The following is an 18,910-nucleotide window of genomic DNA, read 5'->3' as shown; positions in this document are numbered from 1 at the left end:
TCGTGACGGCGACCGGCGACGGCTCGCTCGCGGCCCAGACGGCGCAGCAGTACGTGGAAGAACTGAAAAACACGGTTAAAGTGTAAGAACTCCGGTCCGGTAAACTATGATTATCCGCCCTGGCTGCCTTTGTGCAGCCGGGGCATTTTTTTATGATAGTATTATGATAAGAGTACGTAATGACCAGGGGGCTTATCCTGTTTTCATGAAAGGGGGATGCATAATGATAATTTATCCGGGCAGAAAAACTACACTCAGCCTGCTGATCTTCGGAGCAGCGCTTCTTGCCGGCTGCAGTTCAGGGGAAAATGACGAACAGTCGGAAGAAAATGCTGAGGAGCCGGCGGGGTCGGTTTCAGAAGCTCAGACAGAAGACTGGGACGTAGAAGTGGTGGCGGAAAATCTAGAGGTGCCGTGGTCGTTGAACATTCATGAAGACACGTACTATATGACCAATCGCGGTGGCGAGGTGATAGAGGTGAACGGCGAAGAAACAGAACGCCTTTTGCTTAATACGAGTGATGAAGTAGCAAACGAAGGGGAGGGCGGTCTGCTTGGCTTTGTACTGGCCGAGGATTTTACTGATTCCCAGGAAGGCTATGCGTACTACACATACCGCCAGGATGATGGAGCGCTCGCGAACAGAGTGGTTGCTGTGGAACGCGAAACCAGTCAATGGAACGAAACGGAGGTGCTGCTTGATCACATTCCGGGAAACCGGATTCATAATGGAGGCCGGCTTGAACTTGGGCCGGATGGTTATTTATATGCTACTGCCGGCGATTCGGATGAGCCTTCGCTTGCGCAGGATAAAGACAGTCTCGCTGGCAGCATTCTTCGCATGACGGTCGAAGGAGAGGTGCCGGAGGATAATCCGTTTGAGAATTCTTATGTATACAGCTACGGGCACCGGAATCCGCAGGGTCTCGCATGGAACAGCGATGGCCATCTGTACAGCTCAGAGCACGGACCGAATGCTCAGGATGAAATCAATGTTATCGAGCCTGGCAATAATTATGGCTGGCCGGAAATTACCGGCAGTGAATCAGCAGAAGGACTGAAAACGCCGACGATTCAATCGGGAAGTACTACATGGGCACCTTCCGGCACCGCTTTTTTCAGGGACACCCTTCTGACAGCAGGACTCCGTGGAGAGAGCCTGTATGCCTATGACGAAGAAACAGAAGAGATGAATGCTGTATTTGACGGAGAAGGCAGGCTCCGAGACGTTAAAACCGAAGACGGAAATGTTTATGTTCTTACAAATAACACAGACGGAAGAGGCACACCGGCAGAAAACGACGACCGTCTTTTGAGGCTTACTCCCGAAGAATAGTAATTTAAAATGTTTCCGCTGTTTGGCAGACTGTACGGCCGAACAGCAATTTTTTGGTAAAGAAAGCATAGCTTTTTCGAATGGAGCAGAAATTTTAATTGATCTACAAAAGCCTGTAGTTCAATACAGCGGTTTAAGAAAGATTCGTTTCGCCGCTCCCCGGGCTATTCCAGCGATTGTTTCAGTAAAAGAAAAAATATATGCTTACGAAATTTTCAGAAAATTTGTGAGATATTCTTACCTGGTTGTGGTAAGGAGTGAAAGTTTTCATTAAAGTAAATGTAGGCTTTAATTATGAATTCAAAGGAGGCATGAAGCTATGAGTTTTATCCATGCATTTTACCGAGTAATGACACAGAGAAAACTGGAGCAGCCAGCCTCCCAGGATTTTGCTGATTCTTTTGCAGGTAACGAAGCTTCCTGGACGCAAAGTATTAAATAAGGATTAGGATGACTTAAAAAATTACTTAAAGCTCTCAATGCTGATAGGGTATAAAAAAGGCTGAAGTAGGGGTTTTTCTGATTCAGCCTTTTTCCCGTAAAAATCTATGCTAAGCAGCTTTATATTTGTTCCGTAGGATCCGTAATGAAGACGATAAGACTCCGGTCGCGGTCGAAATCCCAGTCTACGAAAATATCGCGGACCGTCGTGCCAAAGATGGAATCAAATTTTTCTTTATAAAGCACTTCTTTTTCGAGAAGGCGCTTCGTTGATTTTAAAATATCCAAATGACCCGTTCTGATTAGTTCTTTTTCAATTAAAATAAGACCGCCTGTGCGTACGGCGAGCATGGTCCGTTCGTTTACTGGGTGGACAGTGATCTCATCCGGGCTTTTCCCCGCTTCTTCGCTAACGCGCTGTATTGCCTGTTTAATATTTTCTTGTCCCCGCGTACGGTTCTTTTCCTGCCTTTCTTTCAGTTTATCAGGATGGAAGCCGGTAATGACTCCTGATTTGTTTTCAATATTCCAGTCAAAATAAAACTCCCAGTCTTCAATATCCATAAGGCTAGAAATGTAATGCTCGATTTCAGGCAGCATTTTCGCCATCATGGTTTCTCTTAATTCTTCCACGGCACTTTTATCTCTTTGATCGAGCATCACTTTTTCAATAGGGGATAAAAATTTTCGTATATGCATGACAATACAGCAGGGGTCGACGCTCACATAGACGGATTCCGGCCCTTTGCCGAAATGATCGCGAAGCACTCTGCCGAGGTAGCTTCCGATTTGTTTTTGTTGTTCTTCTATTTGTGCAGGCGCAGAATGTTCGGCCATATTTTCACCTCTTGTTTTATTGTCTTGAATTTATTAACTGCTACAGTTGATTAAGTACAGCTGCGGTTTAGCAGCGCTGGACATTTTTACCGTACAGGTGGTGGCAGAGCTGCCACCAGGAGGAATCAAGAGCCTCACCTCCCCGTAGTAATATACAAAAAACCCGGCACTGGAATGATTGGACAACACAACTTTTTATTTTTATACCCGGGAGTCGTGCAGGAAAACACCTTTAAGCGTCGCTGAAGGCTTTTTCACGTTTTTGTTCGTGTTTGTATAAAGATGGGGAAGCTGGAGCTGTCTTTTTTTCCAAGTGCCCGTCTTTTTCGAGCTCTTCCATAAGGGTGTTGAAGGCACCGCGCTGTCCGGCCGTTTCGGAGATAGCCCGGAGATAGCTGAAGCACTGGTTCTGGTCATGATCAAACGTCATTTTGCCTTCAAAATTCCAGGCAATGCTTTCGGCATAATGCCAGCACACGCCTGCTGCTTCGCCCCCGAGGGACTCCGCTAACAGATGAAGAGACTCAAGCACGCGATTAGTAATTTTAATATCCTTTTTAGCAGCCTCTGCAATAGGAGAGAAGGCGGCATACACATAGTAGGCGAAAGTACTTTCCTTCATCACGACCCGTACTTTGTCCGTGGCATCGACGAGATACGGTCTGTAAACGGCAGTGCCGGAAATGGCTCTGATTAAATCAGCTAGTTGGTAGATAGCGTCCTCCGCGGTGGAGGGCTCATTGTTTCCAATGGCTTTTAAAGCAATTTCCGTTAATTTCCGTACACTGAAATTCATGTCCTGCATTTCTGTTTTTTTGTGGCCGATAAACAGAAACTGCAAATACGTCTTTTCATTTACAGGAGTGTTTGGCCTTTCATCATACCGCTGATAGGAAAACAACGTATCGCCTTCGAGCAGATAATCGCCGACCCTTCGTTCAAGATAAATGACCAGGCCGTCCTGTTCCGCCTGGGTGATCAGCCGTTTAAAATCGACGATCTGCAAAAAACCTCCGGAAGAACTGGCGATGGAATAAACCGGCGAATCCTGGGGAAGGAGGTACTCCTTCTGCGGAAAGGGGCGGTACTCTTGTAAATCCTGTTCATTTGTAGCAGTAATAGTTTTCTGCGAGCGTTCATTAAGGTTATTAGTGAGGTTCGATGCCTGCATCCATTTGGCGGCATGATTAATAAATAAAATAAAATTGATTGCAGATACTGAAGCAGCAGTAACCCCGAGTACCGGAAAAATAATATATTCATTAATAGAAGAATTCAGCATAAAAAAGCCAATAAGAATATAGAAATAAGATAAATTAAAAATACCAATGGCGTGGAGCGTCCGGCGGTCCGCAATAAAGCTGAACAAAACACGTGGCGTGAACTGGCCGGAAAAACTGGTTAAAACGATTAAAATCATATTAAATGTAAACGCATGGATCATTAATATCCCGTAAGCGAGCGTACTGTAAATCATTTCTGTTAATACGTAATCGGCGGTGAAAAAAGACCCTATAGGCAGGTCAGGCTGAAGACCGAACTCAATACCGTAGGCAGCAAAAGCTGCCACCACTGCAAGCAAAATGTAGATTATTGGAAGCGGCCACAAGCTTGAACGGAGTTCATACCACCGCTGATTTTTGGACATGCTTTGTATTTTTTTGATGAATTTAGGCTTGAAGCGCTGCATGGTCGCCTCCTTTCTCTTCAGTCGTAGTAAAATTTAAAGTTATTCGGTCCGTGGGTAGGCATTTAATGCGGCCAACTGGCTGTTTCGGACAACCCGAACTTCACAGGCTGCCCTTGAAGCTATGGTCCGCGATCTCCTGCCGCGCAGGAGACGCTCGAAAGCAGGTCCTCCGGTCTCTCCAACGAGAATTAAATCGGCGTTGTAAGTAATACAGAGGTGACGGGCCAGTCGTTTTTCCGGAACGCCGGCATCAACCACTGTCTCCACACCCGTAACGCCTGTAAGCTTAGCTTCTTCTTTGTAAGCCTGAAGATGATAAGAGGCCCTTTCTTTTAAGTGACGGACGCCTTTAGGGTCGATGCGCTGAAGGTTCGCATATCGTTGCTCATCGAAAACAAAAGCAAGTATTAAAGACGCCCCGTGTTCAAGAGCCATAGCGCAGGCTTCCTCAAAAGCATCGTAGGAAGGAGTTTCCAGGACATCCAGACCAACCAGTATCCGTTTGTAACGACTCATAGCATTGTTCCTTTCTGCAGATGAATTTTGACAATAAAAAAAGCCAGAAAAAGAAATTTTTCTTTTTCTGGCTTATGTTAAAGGGCTTTATTATCCCAACATTGCTGCCATCATCGGATATTTAGTAAATCAATATTGTTTTTGGTATTTCGGAAAGAAAAAAAGCAAAGCGGGAGCCGGTAACGATAGAAAAAGGCTCTGCTTTTATAGAAATCAGAACCTCCAGGGGGAAGAAGAACGTTTCATAAAAAAACCACAAAGGAGGAAACCCTCTTTTGTGGCTTATGCTTTAGCTTTATATCTAAGCATTGCTGCCGTATTGATTTATTTAATGAAATAACTAAATAAGATCTTATCATAATATTAATATAACCGGAAGTGAAAAGGTTGAAACATGTTTTTAGATAGTGGTATTGCTTGCAGGTAAACGCCTCCAGCAGGTACACTGTCAAGAAAGAGATAATGGCTGGGGGAGTTTATCATAAAATTATCGTGGAAAAAAGCAGGAATCATTGCAGGAGCGAGTCTTCTCATTATACCAGGGGTGCTCGCGCTGCTGCACTTCTTTACTCCGTTCAGCCTGGGAAAGAATACGACAGAGGACGGCATCGTGTTGAAAGAGCCGAAGGAAGCGACAGAAGATGTTTCCGGTATACATACAGAAGTAAGCACCCATATACAGCAGTCTCACAGGTATTGGAACGAAAAGACCGGCTACGGAGCCATTGATAATGTGACAGAGGACGACTTCGGTGATATCAGCACTCGAATTGAAGATACTGAGGAAGTAATAACCAAAATCGATGACCCGGAGCTGCGTAAGGATTTCAATAATGCTGTTCGCTGGCAGCAGGTGATTGAAGAAAATCCTGAAAAAGAAAGCGTCCAGGAGGCGGCCCGGTGGACGCACCGCATTTACCATGACCTGGATGAATACGTTAACGATTATGACGAGGCCCCGTTGTTCGGCGCTACCCACTTTGATAATGGAAGCATTTCCGAAAGCGATAAAGTACTTGAACAGGTGAACCGTGTTCCCGAAGATGAAAGATAAAAAGAAGGATGCCGTGACAGGTATCCTTCTTTTGCTTATTGGAAAGGAGTTTAATTCAGGTTTCGATTGGTCCATTCGCGGGGAAAATTTTTTCAATGGTATTTATCTAAATTCGAAAATTATCACTAAAGGCATAAATAAATAAATTTTTGGGAACAGTATTTAAGAATGAAATGTGTAATAATATAGTTTGTTTTTATTCTCACTTAGGAGGATTTTACGCGTATGGATTACAGCCATGAAGAGCTTGTGCATCGTTTAGAAGAAAAAGCATCTCTTGTGAATGAGGGAAGCGTGGAATTAGTTGCAAAAGGCATACCGTTTTTAGAAGATAAAGAAGGTCTTGATCCAAGAGTGAAACAATTTCTGGAGCAGGAATCTGATCCAGGACTGAGACGCCCGATGACGCATGATGATCTTGAAATCATCCGCAACAATAAAGAAAAAGAGAATCGGGATTTAAGCTCCAATGTTCGTATGGAAACAAAGCTTGTTTCTTTAGAAGGCCGTGACTTGGAGCTGAAAGTATATAACCGGTCAAATAACACGAAGCCAATGCTCGTTTATTTTCACGGCGGCGGGTTCTTTGAACGCGACGAGAGAGTAATGGACAATATATGCAAACTGCTGGCCGAAAAGGCAGAGGCTGTAGTAGTTGCAGTCGAATACCGGCTCGCCCCGGAGCACAAATATGCAGAAGGGCTGAATGACTGCTTTGACAGTGTGCGCTATGTATGTGACAACCGGGATGAATTCGGTGCAGATACGGGGCGTGTTGGTCTGGTAGGCGACAGTGTCGGAGCGAATCTTGCGCTTGGCGTTTATCATTTAAGCCGTGAAAAATCCTGGAACATTTGCTATATGAGCTTATTGGCTCCTTTGTTGGATTTATCCGATGTGTCCGGCGGAACTCGGAAAATGGAGCAGTACAATCCAGGCGCAGATAGAGAGCTTGTACGCCAGGAGCTTGTGACCATGCGGGAGTCGCTTTCATTTATTCAGTCGCTGTATGTCACAGATCTTGAAGAGCTCGATCAGCCGCTCGTATCCCCGTTGCGTAATAAAGAAAACGTTACGTATCCTCCGATGATGATTGTGACGGCTGAATTTGATTTTCTTCGGACGCAGGGAGAGGATTTCATAAGAAAGCTTCAGAAGCAGGAGAGTCCCGTACACTATATTGAATATAAAGGGATGGCTCATACGTTTTTAAAGAAGTTGGGCTATTACCCACAGGCGGCCGATGCCATTCGGGAAACGGCTGTTCACTTTCGGGAAGTGCTTCAAAACAATACGCAAAGCAATTAAAAAATAGGAGCGGCAGTTAAGCCGCTCCTATTTTTTAATCGTTATTAACTACTGGCAGTTGGACAGTAGAAAAACTTCCGGCAAAATCCACTAAAATATTCTCGTATTCAGGGATGGAGCTCGTGTAAACAAGTTCATTGTCTCCATGCCAGTTGTAGCCGACAGGGCCGAATTCTACGGCTGGAATGCCGTAAACTGTAAAGTACTGTCCATCTGATGACCCATGCTGACCGAAAATATTCACCTTCTCAAGCTGGGTATGGCGGGTAATGGACTCGGATAACGCTTTAACATAAGGATTATCAACTTCCGTATTTACGGGGTCGTTGCAGATATGAACAGACACTTCATCATCGGATAGACTGTTAATCTGCTGTAAAATATCCTCCGGCAGCTGGTCCGGCAGGTAGCGGATATCAAGCGAAAATTCGCATTTGGACGGGACCTTGTTATATACGGTGCCCGCCTGAATTTTAGCCAGATTAATAGAAGGCTGGGCGTATAATTCTGAGCGCTCCTGGGAAAACGGGAGCTGCTTGATACGCTGGTAGAGCGCAAATGCTTTTTCGATCGCATTCTCTCCTTCCCACGGACGGCTGCCATGCGTGGAGGAGCCGGTTACAGTAATATCCAGCTGCAGAACGCCTTTGGATTGAATAGCAATTCCCAGACCAGTAGGCTCTCCGCAGATAACAAAATCCCCTTTATGGCCGGTATCAACTAAATAGCCGGTGCCGTTGCGTCCGCCGGTTTCTTCATCGGGAACTATTTGGAGCTGTACTTTACAGCCGGGGGAGGTTTCTTTTAAACGCATCATTGCAGACATCATAGCCGCAAGTCCGGCTTTCATGTCTGCCGAACCGCGGCCGTAAAGCTTCGCGTCTTTTTCGTAGGGAGCGAACTGCTCTTCTTTGCCTTTGACGACGTCTAGATGGCCATTAAAAACAAGAGTGTGAGTCCCGCTTCCGACTTCGCATACGAGCATGGAATGCCCGTTATTTTCATGCTTTTGGACATCCAGGCCGCGGTCTTCCATCCACTTTTTGCAAAAATCCATTGCTTCATTAACGCCGGACAGACTCGACGTATTATAGCTGATTAATGTTTTTAGGAGAGGAATCGTTTCATTCATTCTGAGCCTCCTCGCGTAAATGTTTCATCATACTAAAAAAAGGCGCATCATTTACACGGTAGATGAGGTTTCATCCGGAGCCGTATGAATTCCTTTGTTTTTATCAATTTTTACAACTCTGTCAAACCGTGCAAGCTCGATGTTTTCTTTGTCATTCAGCCATTCCGGGTGAAGCTCTTTACCTGCGGCCAAAGCGATGTAAGCTGAAGGAATATTTGCTCCGGCAGCGTGGGAGAGGGCGTATCCGCCTCCAAATCTTGGATTAATATCAATCACATAGTAGTCGTGGCCATCATAAAACACATCAGTATTAATGTAGCCGATATGCTTCAAGTTTTCTCCGATTTTTCTGCCTACTTCCATCAGTGCTTCGTCTTTTACTGAGATCGCTTTATCCACATCGCCTCCGCGCATTTCGAGCTGCTTCAGGGCCAGAGTAGTTAAATAATTTCCTTCCAGGTCATTAACGATGTCAACGCTGTATTTTTCTCCATCCACGACCTGCTGGATCACGATGTTGTCTTCGGGGTCATGAATGGAATCATCAGCGATCGGACTGTTTTTGACCGCATCTACCGCCTGTTTGTAGGCAAACTGCATATCTTCAACAGAGGAAACGATGTTAATGCCGACCGAAGCCGAGCCGTTGCGTGGTTTAACAATCAGCGGCCAGGTCACCTCCTGGTTTTCAATTCCTTTCGCTGCTTCCTCCACCGTCAGGTAGGAAATTGGTGCCGCGACACCGAATCTGCCAAGCAGTTCCCGGTATTGATGCTTGTCTCTCATCGCCTGTACAGTGGAAACCTCCGGTGTAAAAACTCTTACCCCCAATTTTTCAATCTCATGACGGGCTTCTGCAAATTTGGTGATTTCCCAGTCGTTTAATGGAATGAGCATTTTAATCACTTCATCTTCACAGATCGAAAGGATCGTGTCCAGGTAGTTTTCATCCGTCTGGTGCGGAGTAACATAGGATCTGTCTGCCTGCTGGATTGCCGGGGCCCCGGGCTCCGGATCAGTGACCACGACTGTTCCCTCGATATTTAATCCGTTCATCGCTTCCTGGAAAAATTGAACAAAATCTATTCGGCGTGCTGCCGAGGTTAATAGTATATTCATGGCGGAGCCTCCATTTTAGATATATAGTGTACAGCCTTAACGACTAATAAAATTTCTGCCGGCAGCGTGTAAAGGAAAATTATTGTTTTTCTAACTTTTTCCATGAGCATAAAAAAGAGCCGAAAAGGCGCTGGTACCTTCCCGGCTCATGTTTTGCTTTATTTCAAAACATTGCTGCCATCAATAATAAGTGTTTGACTAATGTCACCTATACCTTATTCATTTCCGCCCTAAACGTTTCGTTTTATAAAAGAGCTCATAAACCGGACTGAAGAACCAATATACCTGCGAACTATCTCTTTTTTTCCGGCTCCAATGCCAGTACCATGTAGCCTTTGTCTGCACTGAAATTCCAGTCGGTGAAAACGTCTGAGATTTTTCTCTGAAGAATCGGCTCCATATGTTCTTCTTGAAACAGCCGCCGTTCCATTGGCCGTTTGGCAATTTTCAGCTGCTCTTCAAAGCCTGCATGAATGAGTTCTTTCTCGATCTCAACAAAAACACCGGATCGGTAAATCATAATCGAGCGTTCATCAATCCAATAAGCCTTCGTATAGTCAGGTTCTTTTTGGCCTTTTATACTTAGATTCACGATTTTTCTTTCGAATGCCTTCTGGCTGAGTTCTCCCGGCCATGGAATTTTTTTGGACGGTTTCTCATTCATTACTGCCCAGATCATACCGCTGTGTTCTTTTAAATTCCAGTCAAAGTACCATTCTTTAATTGTCCCATTTATCATGTCTTCAATATCCGGCTGAATCCGGGGACAAAATTCGTTCATAATAAACTCTCTTGATTTCGCAATACGCTGTTCTTCATTTTGCTGCAATAAAATATTTTCCATCGGTCCTAAGAAATCTTTCACATACATAATCAAAAATGGCCGCTTAAATGAAATGTGAATATTGACCGGGCCTTTGCCAAAGTGATCTCTCAATGCTTTGCCGGTGTAAGCTGCAATCATCTTGGTTTCAGTTTGCTGTTGTTCCATAAAGTCTCCTTTTGTAAGAAGCGGGGTTCTTCCTAACTTATTACCATTATACTATTAAATAAGCTTTTTATATACGGGTTTTCGATTTATTGAGTCTAAAGAACCAGAACTAAAAGCCTTCCAAAATTTCGAATATAAGAAAATACCTTTAGCTACCCGTCAAATTAGATCTTGTTAAAAAGAGAGACCTAAAAGTGTAAAATTTGTATGAGCAGCAGGTTAGTTCCAGAAAAATCATTAAAATGATTCATTTTAGTCTACAGGGTCTCGTATTTAATCGTTCTCTTTTACTTTGAAGGGGGAGGAGCGTATCATAATAGATGGAAGACACATAGAATGGTGGCTTCTCCATAGAAAAAGCTCTTCCTACGCCGGCAGGGAGGGTTTTTATGTTTTACTGCAGGAGTATTAATTAATATCTCCTATTTACTTTACGATTGTTAATTATTTATATACCAAGTACGATTGGTGTTACGCGTGGTGAAAGTCTGCGTAAAAAAGCATATATTAAACAGCTTACCTAATGATGGCGGTTAACATTTTAGACAAAAGCGCTAGTAATGCACTGCCCGGTAATGCTGTTTCCTGCTTGCCTTTACCCTGGTTGAAAAGTAATTGGTCGGCGGGACAAAAGACTGTAGAGAAAACAGCAGGCAGCGCCTGCCTTATTTTGGTATGCTTTTTAGCAATAGACGACAGGTGGTCTAATAGGGACCTGCTGGCACATGGAGCGGAAGTCATCAGACAATTAACGCTGATGAATAAGCTGCAGGGAGTTTTTCTCTGTGGTTTTTTTGTGTTTTTTAAACCTTTAAGAGTAAAAATAACTCGTGTTTCTTTTCGAAACAACGATCGAAGGGAGGAGAAAGCAGAAAAAAAAGACACATATACGGAAAAACAGATGGCAACTGAACGCCAGGCTGTATAACCATTTGTTTTTAAAAGGAGTTGTACGATGGAAGAGACAAGAAATGAACATGGGGAAATTGCAGGCTACATCGGAAAATTGATCCGGGAAAACTTTGGAAAAGGGCCGACCTCAGTGTATGTGACGATCGAGCATCCTTTTCTCGTTATCCATCTGCGGGACTTTTTAGCGCCGATGGAAGCCATCCTGGTCTCTCAAAAAGAAAACAAGCGTGTAGAGGAAACGAGAGATCTGTTGTTTGATCAACTCCAGACAGAGATGCGCTCCCAGCTGGAGAAGATAGCAGGGATTACTATTCAGGAAATGTACTTTGACTGGGATCTTGATAAAAAGCGGGGCGTTATTCTTGGTATTATGTCAGAAGATACCTCGGGATGCCAGGCGAAATGGCCGGATCATCTGAATCATACGCGATTTAACGATAAAATCATTGAATTAAGCGAATGGGGCCAAAAGGTGCCTGAAACGACAGAATCTTTTTGGCTGAATGAGCGGAACATTGTTATTAAGAGGACAGGGGTATTTGTTGAAATTGAAAAAGAGCTGATCGCAGCCGGTTATAAGAATGAATTAAAAGAAGTAAAGAAACCGCTCGAGCTGCGAATGATTAATAAAGCGAGTCTGGAATCATTTATTGATGGGAAAATTACAGAAGTATTTGTTTCCTGGCATTTTACAGGGGATAAAGGGTATGCTGTATTGGTTGTGCAGCCACAAAATTAGATTGGGAAACAATAAAATCTTCGGAGCGATACAGAATTGCTTAGTGCCGGCTGGCTTTTTATGTTAGAATTTCGCTTGTTTTTTGGGGCAAAGAAAATAATACGTTTCGATTGTACCCCGGAAAGGTAAACATACCACAGGCAATAACTAAATAGCATCGGCAGCAACAGACAGTCACAGCTGTTCTGTAAGCCAGGAAAAGATATGATCTTTTTCTGGCTTTTTTTATTGCTTAAAAAGCAGAAGCTGTCCCGTGGCGATCACTTAATAAACGAAAGGGGGCATAACGCCAGAAGATCTGTTTCAGGAATTTTATTATTTATACAGGCGTTCAGTGTTTAGAAAAGCTATCGCATTTAGAGAAAGGGCGTACCCATGTGAAAAAAATAAAGCCATACATCTCGGATTTGATGACCGAATTTAAAGAAGATAATGTGCCATTGCTTGCCGCCGCCCAGGCGTATTATTATATTCTTTCCATTTTTCCACTTCTTATTTTTGCGTTGACCATTCTACCATTATTAAATTTGAATCCTAACTCCGTAGTCAGCTTTATAGGGACCATCGCACCGTCGGACACCGCTTCGTTGTTCGAAGAAAATATTACAACCCTGGTACAGGAGCCACGCGGTATCTTATTTGTAGTCAGTCTGCTCGGCGCACTCTGGTCAGCCTCGAACGGTATAAACGCGTTTATTAAATCTTCCAATGAAGCTTATGATGTTGAGGAGACACGCTCGTTTATTAAAGTGCGTTTGATAGCTATTGCTCTTACGATCTGTATGATTTTGACTATCGTAGTGGCCCTGGTGCTTCCGATATTCGGAAATGTCCTGATTTCGATGATCAGCTCTGTTCTCGGTCTCCCAGCGCAGACAGAGGTTTTATTTCAGGTGCTCCGTTGGGTAATAGCGGTTATCGTTATGACACTCATGCTTTTGTTGTTGTACCGGTTCGCGCCGAATCAAACCTTAAAGTGGAAGGAAATACTGGTAGGATCCATAACCGCTGCGCTTTTATGGCAGATAGTATCGCTCGGCTTTTCCTTTTATGTCAGTAACTTTGGAAATTACTCGGCTACCTACGGAAGCCTCGGTGGTGTTATTATTCTGCTGCTTTGGTTTTTCCTGACTGGCCTGGTACTCATGATCGGTGCAGAGATGAACGTTATTTTTCACCGCAGAAAAAATGGTACAACTAGAAAAATAAACAACGCCCGTGGAGAGCATTAAAAAATAATTATTAATGAAACTGTTTTTAATTATTGGTTCGATTATTTGAACTGGTATATAAAGAAGACGAAGGCATGACCGGTTTATTAACGGGCATGCCTTATTTTATAGATTTAATTGACTTATGGTAGAAAAATGTAATATTGGTATAAAAAATCATATATTGTTTCCGATATTAGTATTAAAGAATTATTAAAAGAGTCTTAGAAAGGAGAGGGATTTATATTTCTATTAAAGAAAAAGAAATTGAATATATAGCAGGGCTTGGAGAATCTGCAGCTGAAATGGCTGTAGAACTAAATGAACTCCAAAAAATCTCTCAAAGGAATCACGGGCAACTAGTAAATGCAGACGCAGTATTATTAAAAAAAATTGATCATATTATTAAAAAACAAAAAGAATTGCAGGAGTCCATTTTAAATACTATTAATAAAAATCAAGATTCTAATACCTTATTTAAAAGAAGAGAAATTCAAAGATGGGATGAAAAATACGAATCTATTTTAGAACTTTTAAATAAATTTAAAAAAGAAACTATATATATGAATAATACTAAAATGGAAAAGCTACAAAAGCAATTGGAGGATTTAAGGCTTGATTTTCAAAATCAAATAAACGAATTAATTTTAATTTTTCCCGTTTCGAAAGAATTACATATCAATCAAAAAAATCATACAGATGAAGCGATGAATAGGGCTATAAAAAAAATAAACACGTTAGAAAAAGATATCAAAGAACAACGTGATGAAAATAATAAATTCAAGTGGATTGCTTTTGCGTTAGGAATAGCAATTTTAATTTTTTAAACTTGGAGAAGATAATAATGAATATCATTTCTTTAGGAAAACATATACACACGTTAGAGGAGACAAAGATTTCTGCTGTAACAAAGAATATAAATGGAACTATTCTTATTGGAAAAAAAGCTGAGCAGTTAAAAACGATGGTGCCATTTTTGGAAAATGCTAACTTAAACGAGTGGATTAGAAAATGTCTAGCCGAGAATGAGGACTCATATATTAGTCTAATTCATCAATTCACTTGTTTATTCAATAATGCCGAGAACAATTATTTTTTCCTTCCAGATGAAGTTTATCAATACTTATCATTTGATGAAGGAATATTAAATGCTTATCCCCTTAGCAGTCTGCTCTTGTCTATAAATAATCTTAGGGCTGAAGCAGAAACCGCGGACAAATTATTTATATACAGTTTTTCTTGTGACGAAGGAACCTATTATTTTCAAGGAAAAAAAGTTCAAAATAGACAAGTTGTTTATATCTCTAAAGAATATACCTCCGAAGAAGCATTTTTAGAAACATTGAAAACAATATTAAACATCGAGCCTAATCAAGAAATAGTTGTCCACCCTGTAACTTTACAAGATTTATTTAATGTTCAATTAGAAGCTTCTACTATTAATAATGTTTGCACTGTCTTGCATAGAACCAACGAAGAAAGATTCAAAAATTTCTATTCAAAATTAGAAGATGATTGGGAAATTCGAATATTTGATATGTTATCTGCAAAATGGGACTACTTTTCTTATACCCAACAAGTACAAATAAATAATTTAATAGCACAATCTCGTATAGACAAAAATAAAAAAAAGTTTGCTGATACCATTTTAGACCAATTTATTCTAGAAAATCATAATTCAATAAAAGTCGGGGTAATAAGTCCTTTTACGTATGGTAAGTCTACCTTTATCAATAGTCTGATTCATGTACCACTTTTGTCTGAAGACATACTGGTTAAAACGGCTTCAATTACTCGGATAAGCAATCATAAACAATTTTTAATTCACAATTTTGAACAGAACAATGTTGTTTTCAATCAACTAGAAGATTTTTCTTTGTTGAAAGAACAGTTAAATTTATTAACTACTGACAAAGAAAATCAATCGCTTACTCCAGTACGCGCAATGCTTCCATATAAGAACCTGGAAGACAAAATTGAATTAGTTGATACTCCGGGACTATTTGGCCCTCATTCGCACCATGACGAAATAACAGAAAATTATATTAAGGAATTGGACGTAATTGTTTATATGCTGGATCCTTCTCAAACTGGTTTTGAGCCTTATACAAGAAAAATTAATGAGTTACAGGAAAAGTATAGCAAACCATGTGTTTTTGTAATGAATAAAATCGATCTTGTACCAAAAGCTACAGATAAAGAGTTAGTAAAAAATGAATTCAAAAACAAAGTATTGACTAATTTTCCAGACTGTCCAGTATTTTCAGTATCTTCTTATTTTGCCAGTAGAGCCAGATTCTATCGTTCTGGATTATTGTCATTAATGGATATAAAAAAAGATCAATATGTGTACGTTAAAGAAAATCAAGAAATTATAAGTGGAAGGTTAATAAATGAATCTCATATTGAGGCAATAGAAAAACAAAGCGGTATTATTGAATTTGAAAAATATTTAGCTTCGATTTATTAAATAAATGGAGGTGGAAATTTAAGTGAAAGTTATTATTTATGCAGATGATGAAAAAGAGTATAACGATTTTAAAACAGCTATAAATAAGGATGCTTTTAATTTCGAATTGTCTTTTGTCCCAATTGAAAATGATGTTCTTAATAATAAAGATCCTCATTTTTCTATTTTTTTACTTAAAGTGCATTATGCAAACAACCAATTTCTACATGAAAAAATTCGTCAATTGAAAAAACAAGGCGCTCACGATCAAAACTTTCTTTTTATCATTATTGATAAAGAAAATGCTAAAACGGATGAACTCCAAATGGTAAAAGCAGATCTTTTTAATTCATTGTCTTTTTTTATTAAAAATCCTCTTATCTATGAAATTTCCTTAAAGGGATTTAAAGTTGCCTTATCACACGAACAAGGATCCGAGTACTCGTTTATTTTTAAAGATTCAAGAAGTAACGAGTTTAGAGATATTCAGCAAGTGACTTCTGAAGAAGATCGACGTTATCTTTCCAGTTATATTGGCATGGAAGAAGTATTAGTTTTTTTAGAGACAAACTGGATGAAGGGAGAATATTTACTTCTTTGGACACCTGAAGGGCACACTAATATTTTATATCAATATTTACCTTATTCTTTAATAGAAGAAATGAAGAACATTAAAAACCTTTCATTATGTCAAATCAAAAATCAAATGGAATTTAATAAGTTAGGCGAAGACTCGAAACTGATTACTATCACCACCGTTCAATCTGAATCTCTAGAGAAAAATGATGTTAAACCTAAATGGTTGTTAATAGATAATGAAGGTCAGAATATGTATGTAGATACTGTTGCAGAAAAGTATTTTTATATTAATTCTCGTCTTTTTGAAAAGCGTAACAATAGCCATGAAGAATTAATTATGGACGAAGATGTTTTTGTTTTGAATGAAATGGGCTTTCCAAAGCCCAAAACAAACGTGAAGGACTGGCATTCAGCTTTATCTAAAGCAAGTGGTTTCAAAGAATTTTTGACATCTATTGAGTAAGTGACGAAATGATAAATGCGTTAAATGAGAAAATCGAAAAAACTGCTGAATTAATTACAGAAGCTACAAATGAAGAATTTTTAAGTAAAAATACAATTGAAGCCATAAACTTTGAACAAAAGCTGGAACGCTTAGAAAATGGAACGTTTAAAGTAGGTGTAGTAGCTCCTTTTAGTGTAGGTAAATCTACATTTATTAATAGTTTGTTGGAGTTTGATCTATTATCGACTAGTATTTTAGTCGAAACAGCTGCTATTACCACTGTGAAGTATGGTGAAAAGTCTAAAGTGGAGATTAATTACCGAAGCGGTGAGAGACTCGTACTCCCAAAAGAAGAAGAACCGATAGAAGACATCGCAGACTTAAAACAACAACTAAAAATGTATACTACTATTAATAGAAATCCGGATGGAGAAGGAGTGAAGGTGGAAGAAGAGATTCAATCGGTTAATGTGTATTGGCCTCTGGATCTTTGTAAAAACGGTACAGAAATTGTAGATACGCCTGGACTTTTTGCCCAATACTCCGGGCATAACGAAATTACAAGTGAAATTTTGATGGAAATCAACGCAGTTATTTTTTTAATCGATCCTTCAACAATTGGTCAGGCTAATTTTATGCGTGTAATAAAAGAATATGTAGAGAACGCAAAACGAAGTACCATCGACGGCACAGGTAAGCATATTTTCTTTGCGATAAATAAAATTGATCAGCACCCTGACAGCGAAGTGACCAAGGCCTATGAAGAGCTTTTTAAAATGTTGGAGCCAATTGTTGAAGAACCAAAAGTTTTTAAAGTATCTTCCTATTTTGGGTTAATCGCAGGTCTTTATAAACAAGGTTACATAAATATCGATGATATTCGTAAAGATGAAACGATTAAATTTGTGGATGATGATGGATTTCCGGTTTCTGGACGGGAGATCCAAAAAGAAGATATGGAAATAATCGAATCTGTGAGTCAAATCAGTCAAGTGAAAGAAAGTTTAGAACAATACTTCGAAGAAAAAAATTATTATTTAATTGAAGAAGCTTTAAGTGCCTTGAAGCGGGCATGTGAGCTTGAATTACAGGAAAACGAAGAGACAGAGTACTTCCTTCAGGATTCACTGGCAGGAGATCGTATAGAGTTTAAGAAAAAAATTGAAATTATACAAGAAAAATTTGGAGAAAATGTACGTGAAATTAAAAAAGAATTAGAAAGAGAGGTTGAAAAAAGAATTCGTGGAGGAGCAAGTAAAAATTCATTTTCTCTGCTTCGTGAATTAAAAAAGTTAACAGAGAAAAAAATCGAATCTCTTTCAAATGACTGGCGGAGACAAGTACAAAAAGAATGGCGAATTAATCGTTTTAATTTAACTTCTCATAATGCGGAAGAAATAGTTGGCTCATTTATAAATTACGTAGATTTAACTGCGGAGACCGTTAAAAAAACTTTGATACAGGAAGTATTTGAACTTCTGGAAAAGCAGATGACTAAAATTATAGAGGATTTCGAAGAAAAATTTATGAACTTAGAAAAAGAATTCAACGAACTTTTTTATGAATTGCTTGGAATGAAATTAAGCGGAGGAACGTTATTTTTTGCCCACCAGGAATTAATTAATCAAGTAAAAGAAGAAATTAATGATAAATTCAAAGGAAACTCTGCGGTTTATATACAGACGGGTATTGACAAAAAGATTAATAAAGAACGCTCAAAAGCGATTAAAACGGTAAGATCAAAAGGAGTTTTAAACTTTTTTAAATCATGGGTGGGGAAAGGACAGTATGAAGAATATTTAGAAGAGGATAAATATTTAGAAGGTATAGAGAAAGTTATTAATCTTTTTATTGAAGAAATGTATGAAGAAGTACAAGGAGACATCTTGAGTATCGATACCGAATTAAACAACGAGGCTGAAATCCTGGCGGAAAATATATTAAAAGAAAATGTAATTAATAATAAAATTAGTGCCTATGAGTCTTGGAAACAATCACAGCTAGAAAAGCTCGAAGAAAATTATCAAAAAAGTGAAGCGGAAACTAATGAATCATTAATAGAATTAGAAGTGAATAAAAAACTTTTAAATACTTATTATAGTCGAGTAGAAGATTATTATGAGGAAATAATGAATTAAAAGAAAGAGGAAA

General features: G+C 39.9%; 18 protein-coding genes. 12 read left to right on the top strand and 6 right to left on the bottom strand.

The features are described from left to right. The first annotated feature begins 223 nt into the window (after positions 1-223). Genes Q9M42_RS09140 through Q9M42_RS09130 form a run of 3 tightly spaced genes read left to right on the top strand, consistent with a single transcriptional unit; the run spans position 224 to position 1,778 of the window. On the top strand, positions 224-1,336 hold the full coding sequence (locus tag Q9M42_RS09140) for a PQQ-dependent sugar dehydrogenase (protein ID WP_322526178.1): 1,113 nt from the start codon (positions 224-226) through the stop codon (positions 1,334-1,336). A gap of 22 nt (positions 1,337-1,358) precedes the next feature. Next, complete coding sequence (locus Q9M42_RS09135; RefSeq protein WP_322526177.1) at positions 1,359-1,610, top strand: hypothetical protein; 252 nt, start codon at positions 1,359-1,361, stop codon at positions 1,608-1,610. Positions 1,611-1,655: 45 nt separating this feature from the next. After that, positions 1,656-1,778, top strand: a complete 123-nt coding sequence (locus Q9M42_RS09130; RefSeq protein ID WP_322526176.1) for a hypothetical protein — start codon at positions 1,656-1,658, stop codon at positions 1,776-1,778. Between the two features lie 119 nt (positions 1,779-1,897). Here Q9M42_RS09130 and Q9M42_RS09125 read toward each other — a convergent pair whose 3' ends face one another. The 3 genes from Q9M42_RS09125 to Q9M42_RS09115 all read right to left on the bottom strand — a co-directional run bounded on the left by Q9M42_RS09125 (position 1,898) and on the right by Q9M42_RS09115 (position 4,820). Next, complete coding sequence (locus Q9M42_RS09125; RefSeq protein WP_322526175.1) at positions 1,898-2,614, bottom strand: Na-translocating system protein MpsC family protein; 717 nt, start codon at positions 2,612-2,614, stop codon at positions 1,898-1,900. A 232-nt stretch (positions 2,615-2,846) separates the two neighbouring features. Further along, complete coding sequence (locus Q9M42_RS09120) at positions 2,847-4,304, bottom strand: DUF2254 domain-containing protein (protein ID WP_322526174.1); 1,458 nt, start codon at positions 4,302-4,304, stop codon at positions 2,847-2,849. Between the two features lie 39 nt (positions 4,305-4,343). Beyond that, positions 4,344-4,820: a universal stress protein gene (locus tag Q9M42_RS09115; RefSeq protein ID WP_322526173.1), complete on the bottom strand. Its 477-nt coding sequence runs from the start codon at positions 4,818-4,820 to the stop codon at positions 4,344-4,346. 544 nt (positions 4,821-5,364) lie between these two features. Between Q9M42_RS09115 and Q9M42_RS09110 the strand changes: the two genes are divergently transcribed. Next, positions 5,365-5,874, top strand: coding sequence for a hypothetical protein (locus tag Q9M42_RS09110; RefSeq protein ID WP_322526172.1), 510 nt, complete (start codon positions 5,365-5,367; stop codon positions 5,872-5,874). A gap of 225 nt (positions 5,875-6,099) precedes the next feature. Continuing rightward, positions 6,100-7,182, top strand: coding sequence for an alpha/beta hydrolase (locus Q9M42_RS09105; RefSeq protein ID WP_322526171.1), 1,083 nt, complete (start codon positions 6,100-6,102; stop codon positions 7,180-7,182). 34 nt (positions 7,183-7,216) lie between these two features. Here Q9M42_RS09105 and Q9M42_RS09100 read toward each other — a convergent pair whose 3' ends face one another. The 3 genes from Q9M42_RS09100 to Q9M42_RS09090 form a co-directional block, all read right to left on the bottom strand. Further along, positions 7,217-8,314, bottom strand: a complete 1,098-nt coding sequence (locus Q9M42_RS09100) for a M20 family metallopeptidase (protein ID WP_322526170.1) — start codon at positions 8,312-8,314, stop codon at positions 7,217-7,219. A 51-nt stretch (positions 8,315-8,365) separates the two neighbouring features. After that, positions 8,366-9,433 carry an ATP-grasp domain-containing protein gene (locus tag Q9M42_RS09095; protein ID WP_322526169.1) on the bottom strand — a complete coding sequence of 356 codons (1,068 nt, stop codon included), beginning with the start codon at positions 9,431-9,433 and terminating at the stop codon, positions 8,366-8,368. A 292-nt stretch (positions 9,434-9,725) separates the two neighbouring features. Beyond that, positions 9,726-10,424 carry a Na-translocating system protein MpsC family protein gene (locus tag Q9M42_RS09090; protein ID WP_322526168.1) on the bottom strand — a complete coding sequence of 233 codons (699 nt, stop codon included), beginning with the start codon at positions 10,422-10,424 and terminating at the stop codon, positions 9,726-9,728. 523 nt (positions 10,425-10,947) lie between these two features. Between Q9M42_RS09090 and Q9M42_RS09085 the strand changes: the two genes are divergently transcribed. The 7 genes from Q9M42_RS09085 to Q9M42_RS09055 all read left to right on the top strand — a co-directional run bounded on the left by Q9M42_RS09085 (position 10,948) and on the right by Q9M42_RS09055 (position 18,897). Further along, the gene (locus Q9M42_RS09085) at positions 10,948-11,352 is read left to right on the top strand and encodes a hypothetical protein (RefSeq protein ID WP_322526167.1); all 405 of its coding nucleotides are present in this window, start codon (positions 10,948-10,950) and stop codon (positions 11,350-11,352) included. Between the two features lie 27 nt (positions 11,353-11,379). Beyond that, complete coding sequence (locus Q9M42_RS09080) at positions 11,380-12,075, top strand: DUF2294 domain-containing protein (RefSeq protein ID WP_322526166.1); 696 nt, start codon at positions 11,380-11,382, stop codon at positions 12,073-12,075. A gap of 377 nt (positions 12,076-12,452) precedes the next feature. Further along, complete coding sequence (locus tag Q9M42_RS09075; protein WP_322526165.1) at positions 12,453-13,307, top strand: YihY/virulence factor BrkB family protein; 855 nt, start codon at positions 12,453-12,455, stop codon at positions 13,305-13,307. 284 nt (positions 13,308-13,591) lie between these two features. Further along, positions 13,592-14,113: a hypothetical protein gene (locus Q9M42_RS09070; RefSeq protein WP_322526164.1), complete on the top strand. Its 522-nt coding sequence runs from the start codon at positions 13,592-13,594 to the stop codon at positions 14,111-14,113. A 17-nt stretch (positions 14,114-14,130) separates the two neighbouring features. Beyond that, a complete protein-coding gene (locus Q9M42_RS09065) occupies positions 14,131-15,756 on the top strand; it encodes a dynamin family protein (RefSeq protein ID WP_322526163.1) in 1,626 nt (541 codons plus the stop codon). A 22-nt stretch (positions 15,757-15,778) separates the two neighbouring features. Beyond that, on the top strand, positions 15,779-16,777 hold the full coding sequence (locus Q9M42_RS09060; RefSeq protein ID WP_322526162.1) for a hypothetical protein: 999 nt from the start codon (positions 15,779-15,781) through the stop codon (positions 16,775-16,777). Positions 16,778-16,785: 8 nt separating this feature from the next. Continuing rightward, positions 16,786-18,897 carry a dynamin family protein gene (locus tag Q9M42_RS09055; protein WP_322526161.1) on the top strand — a complete coding sequence of 704 codons (2,112 nt, stop codon included), beginning with the start codon at positions 16,786-16,788 and terminating at the stop codon, positions 18,895-18,897. The last annotated feature ends 13 nt before the right edge of the window (positions 18,898-18,910 follow it).

The organism is Marinococcus luteus (assembly GCF_034497705.1).
GTDB classification, from domain to species: Bacteria; Bacillota; Bacilli; order Bacillales; family Marinococcaceae; genus Marinococcus; species Marinococcus luteus_A.
The sequence above is the reverse complement of the archived record's forward strand: the minus strand, read 5'-3'. Positions and strand labels throughout refer to the sequence as shown.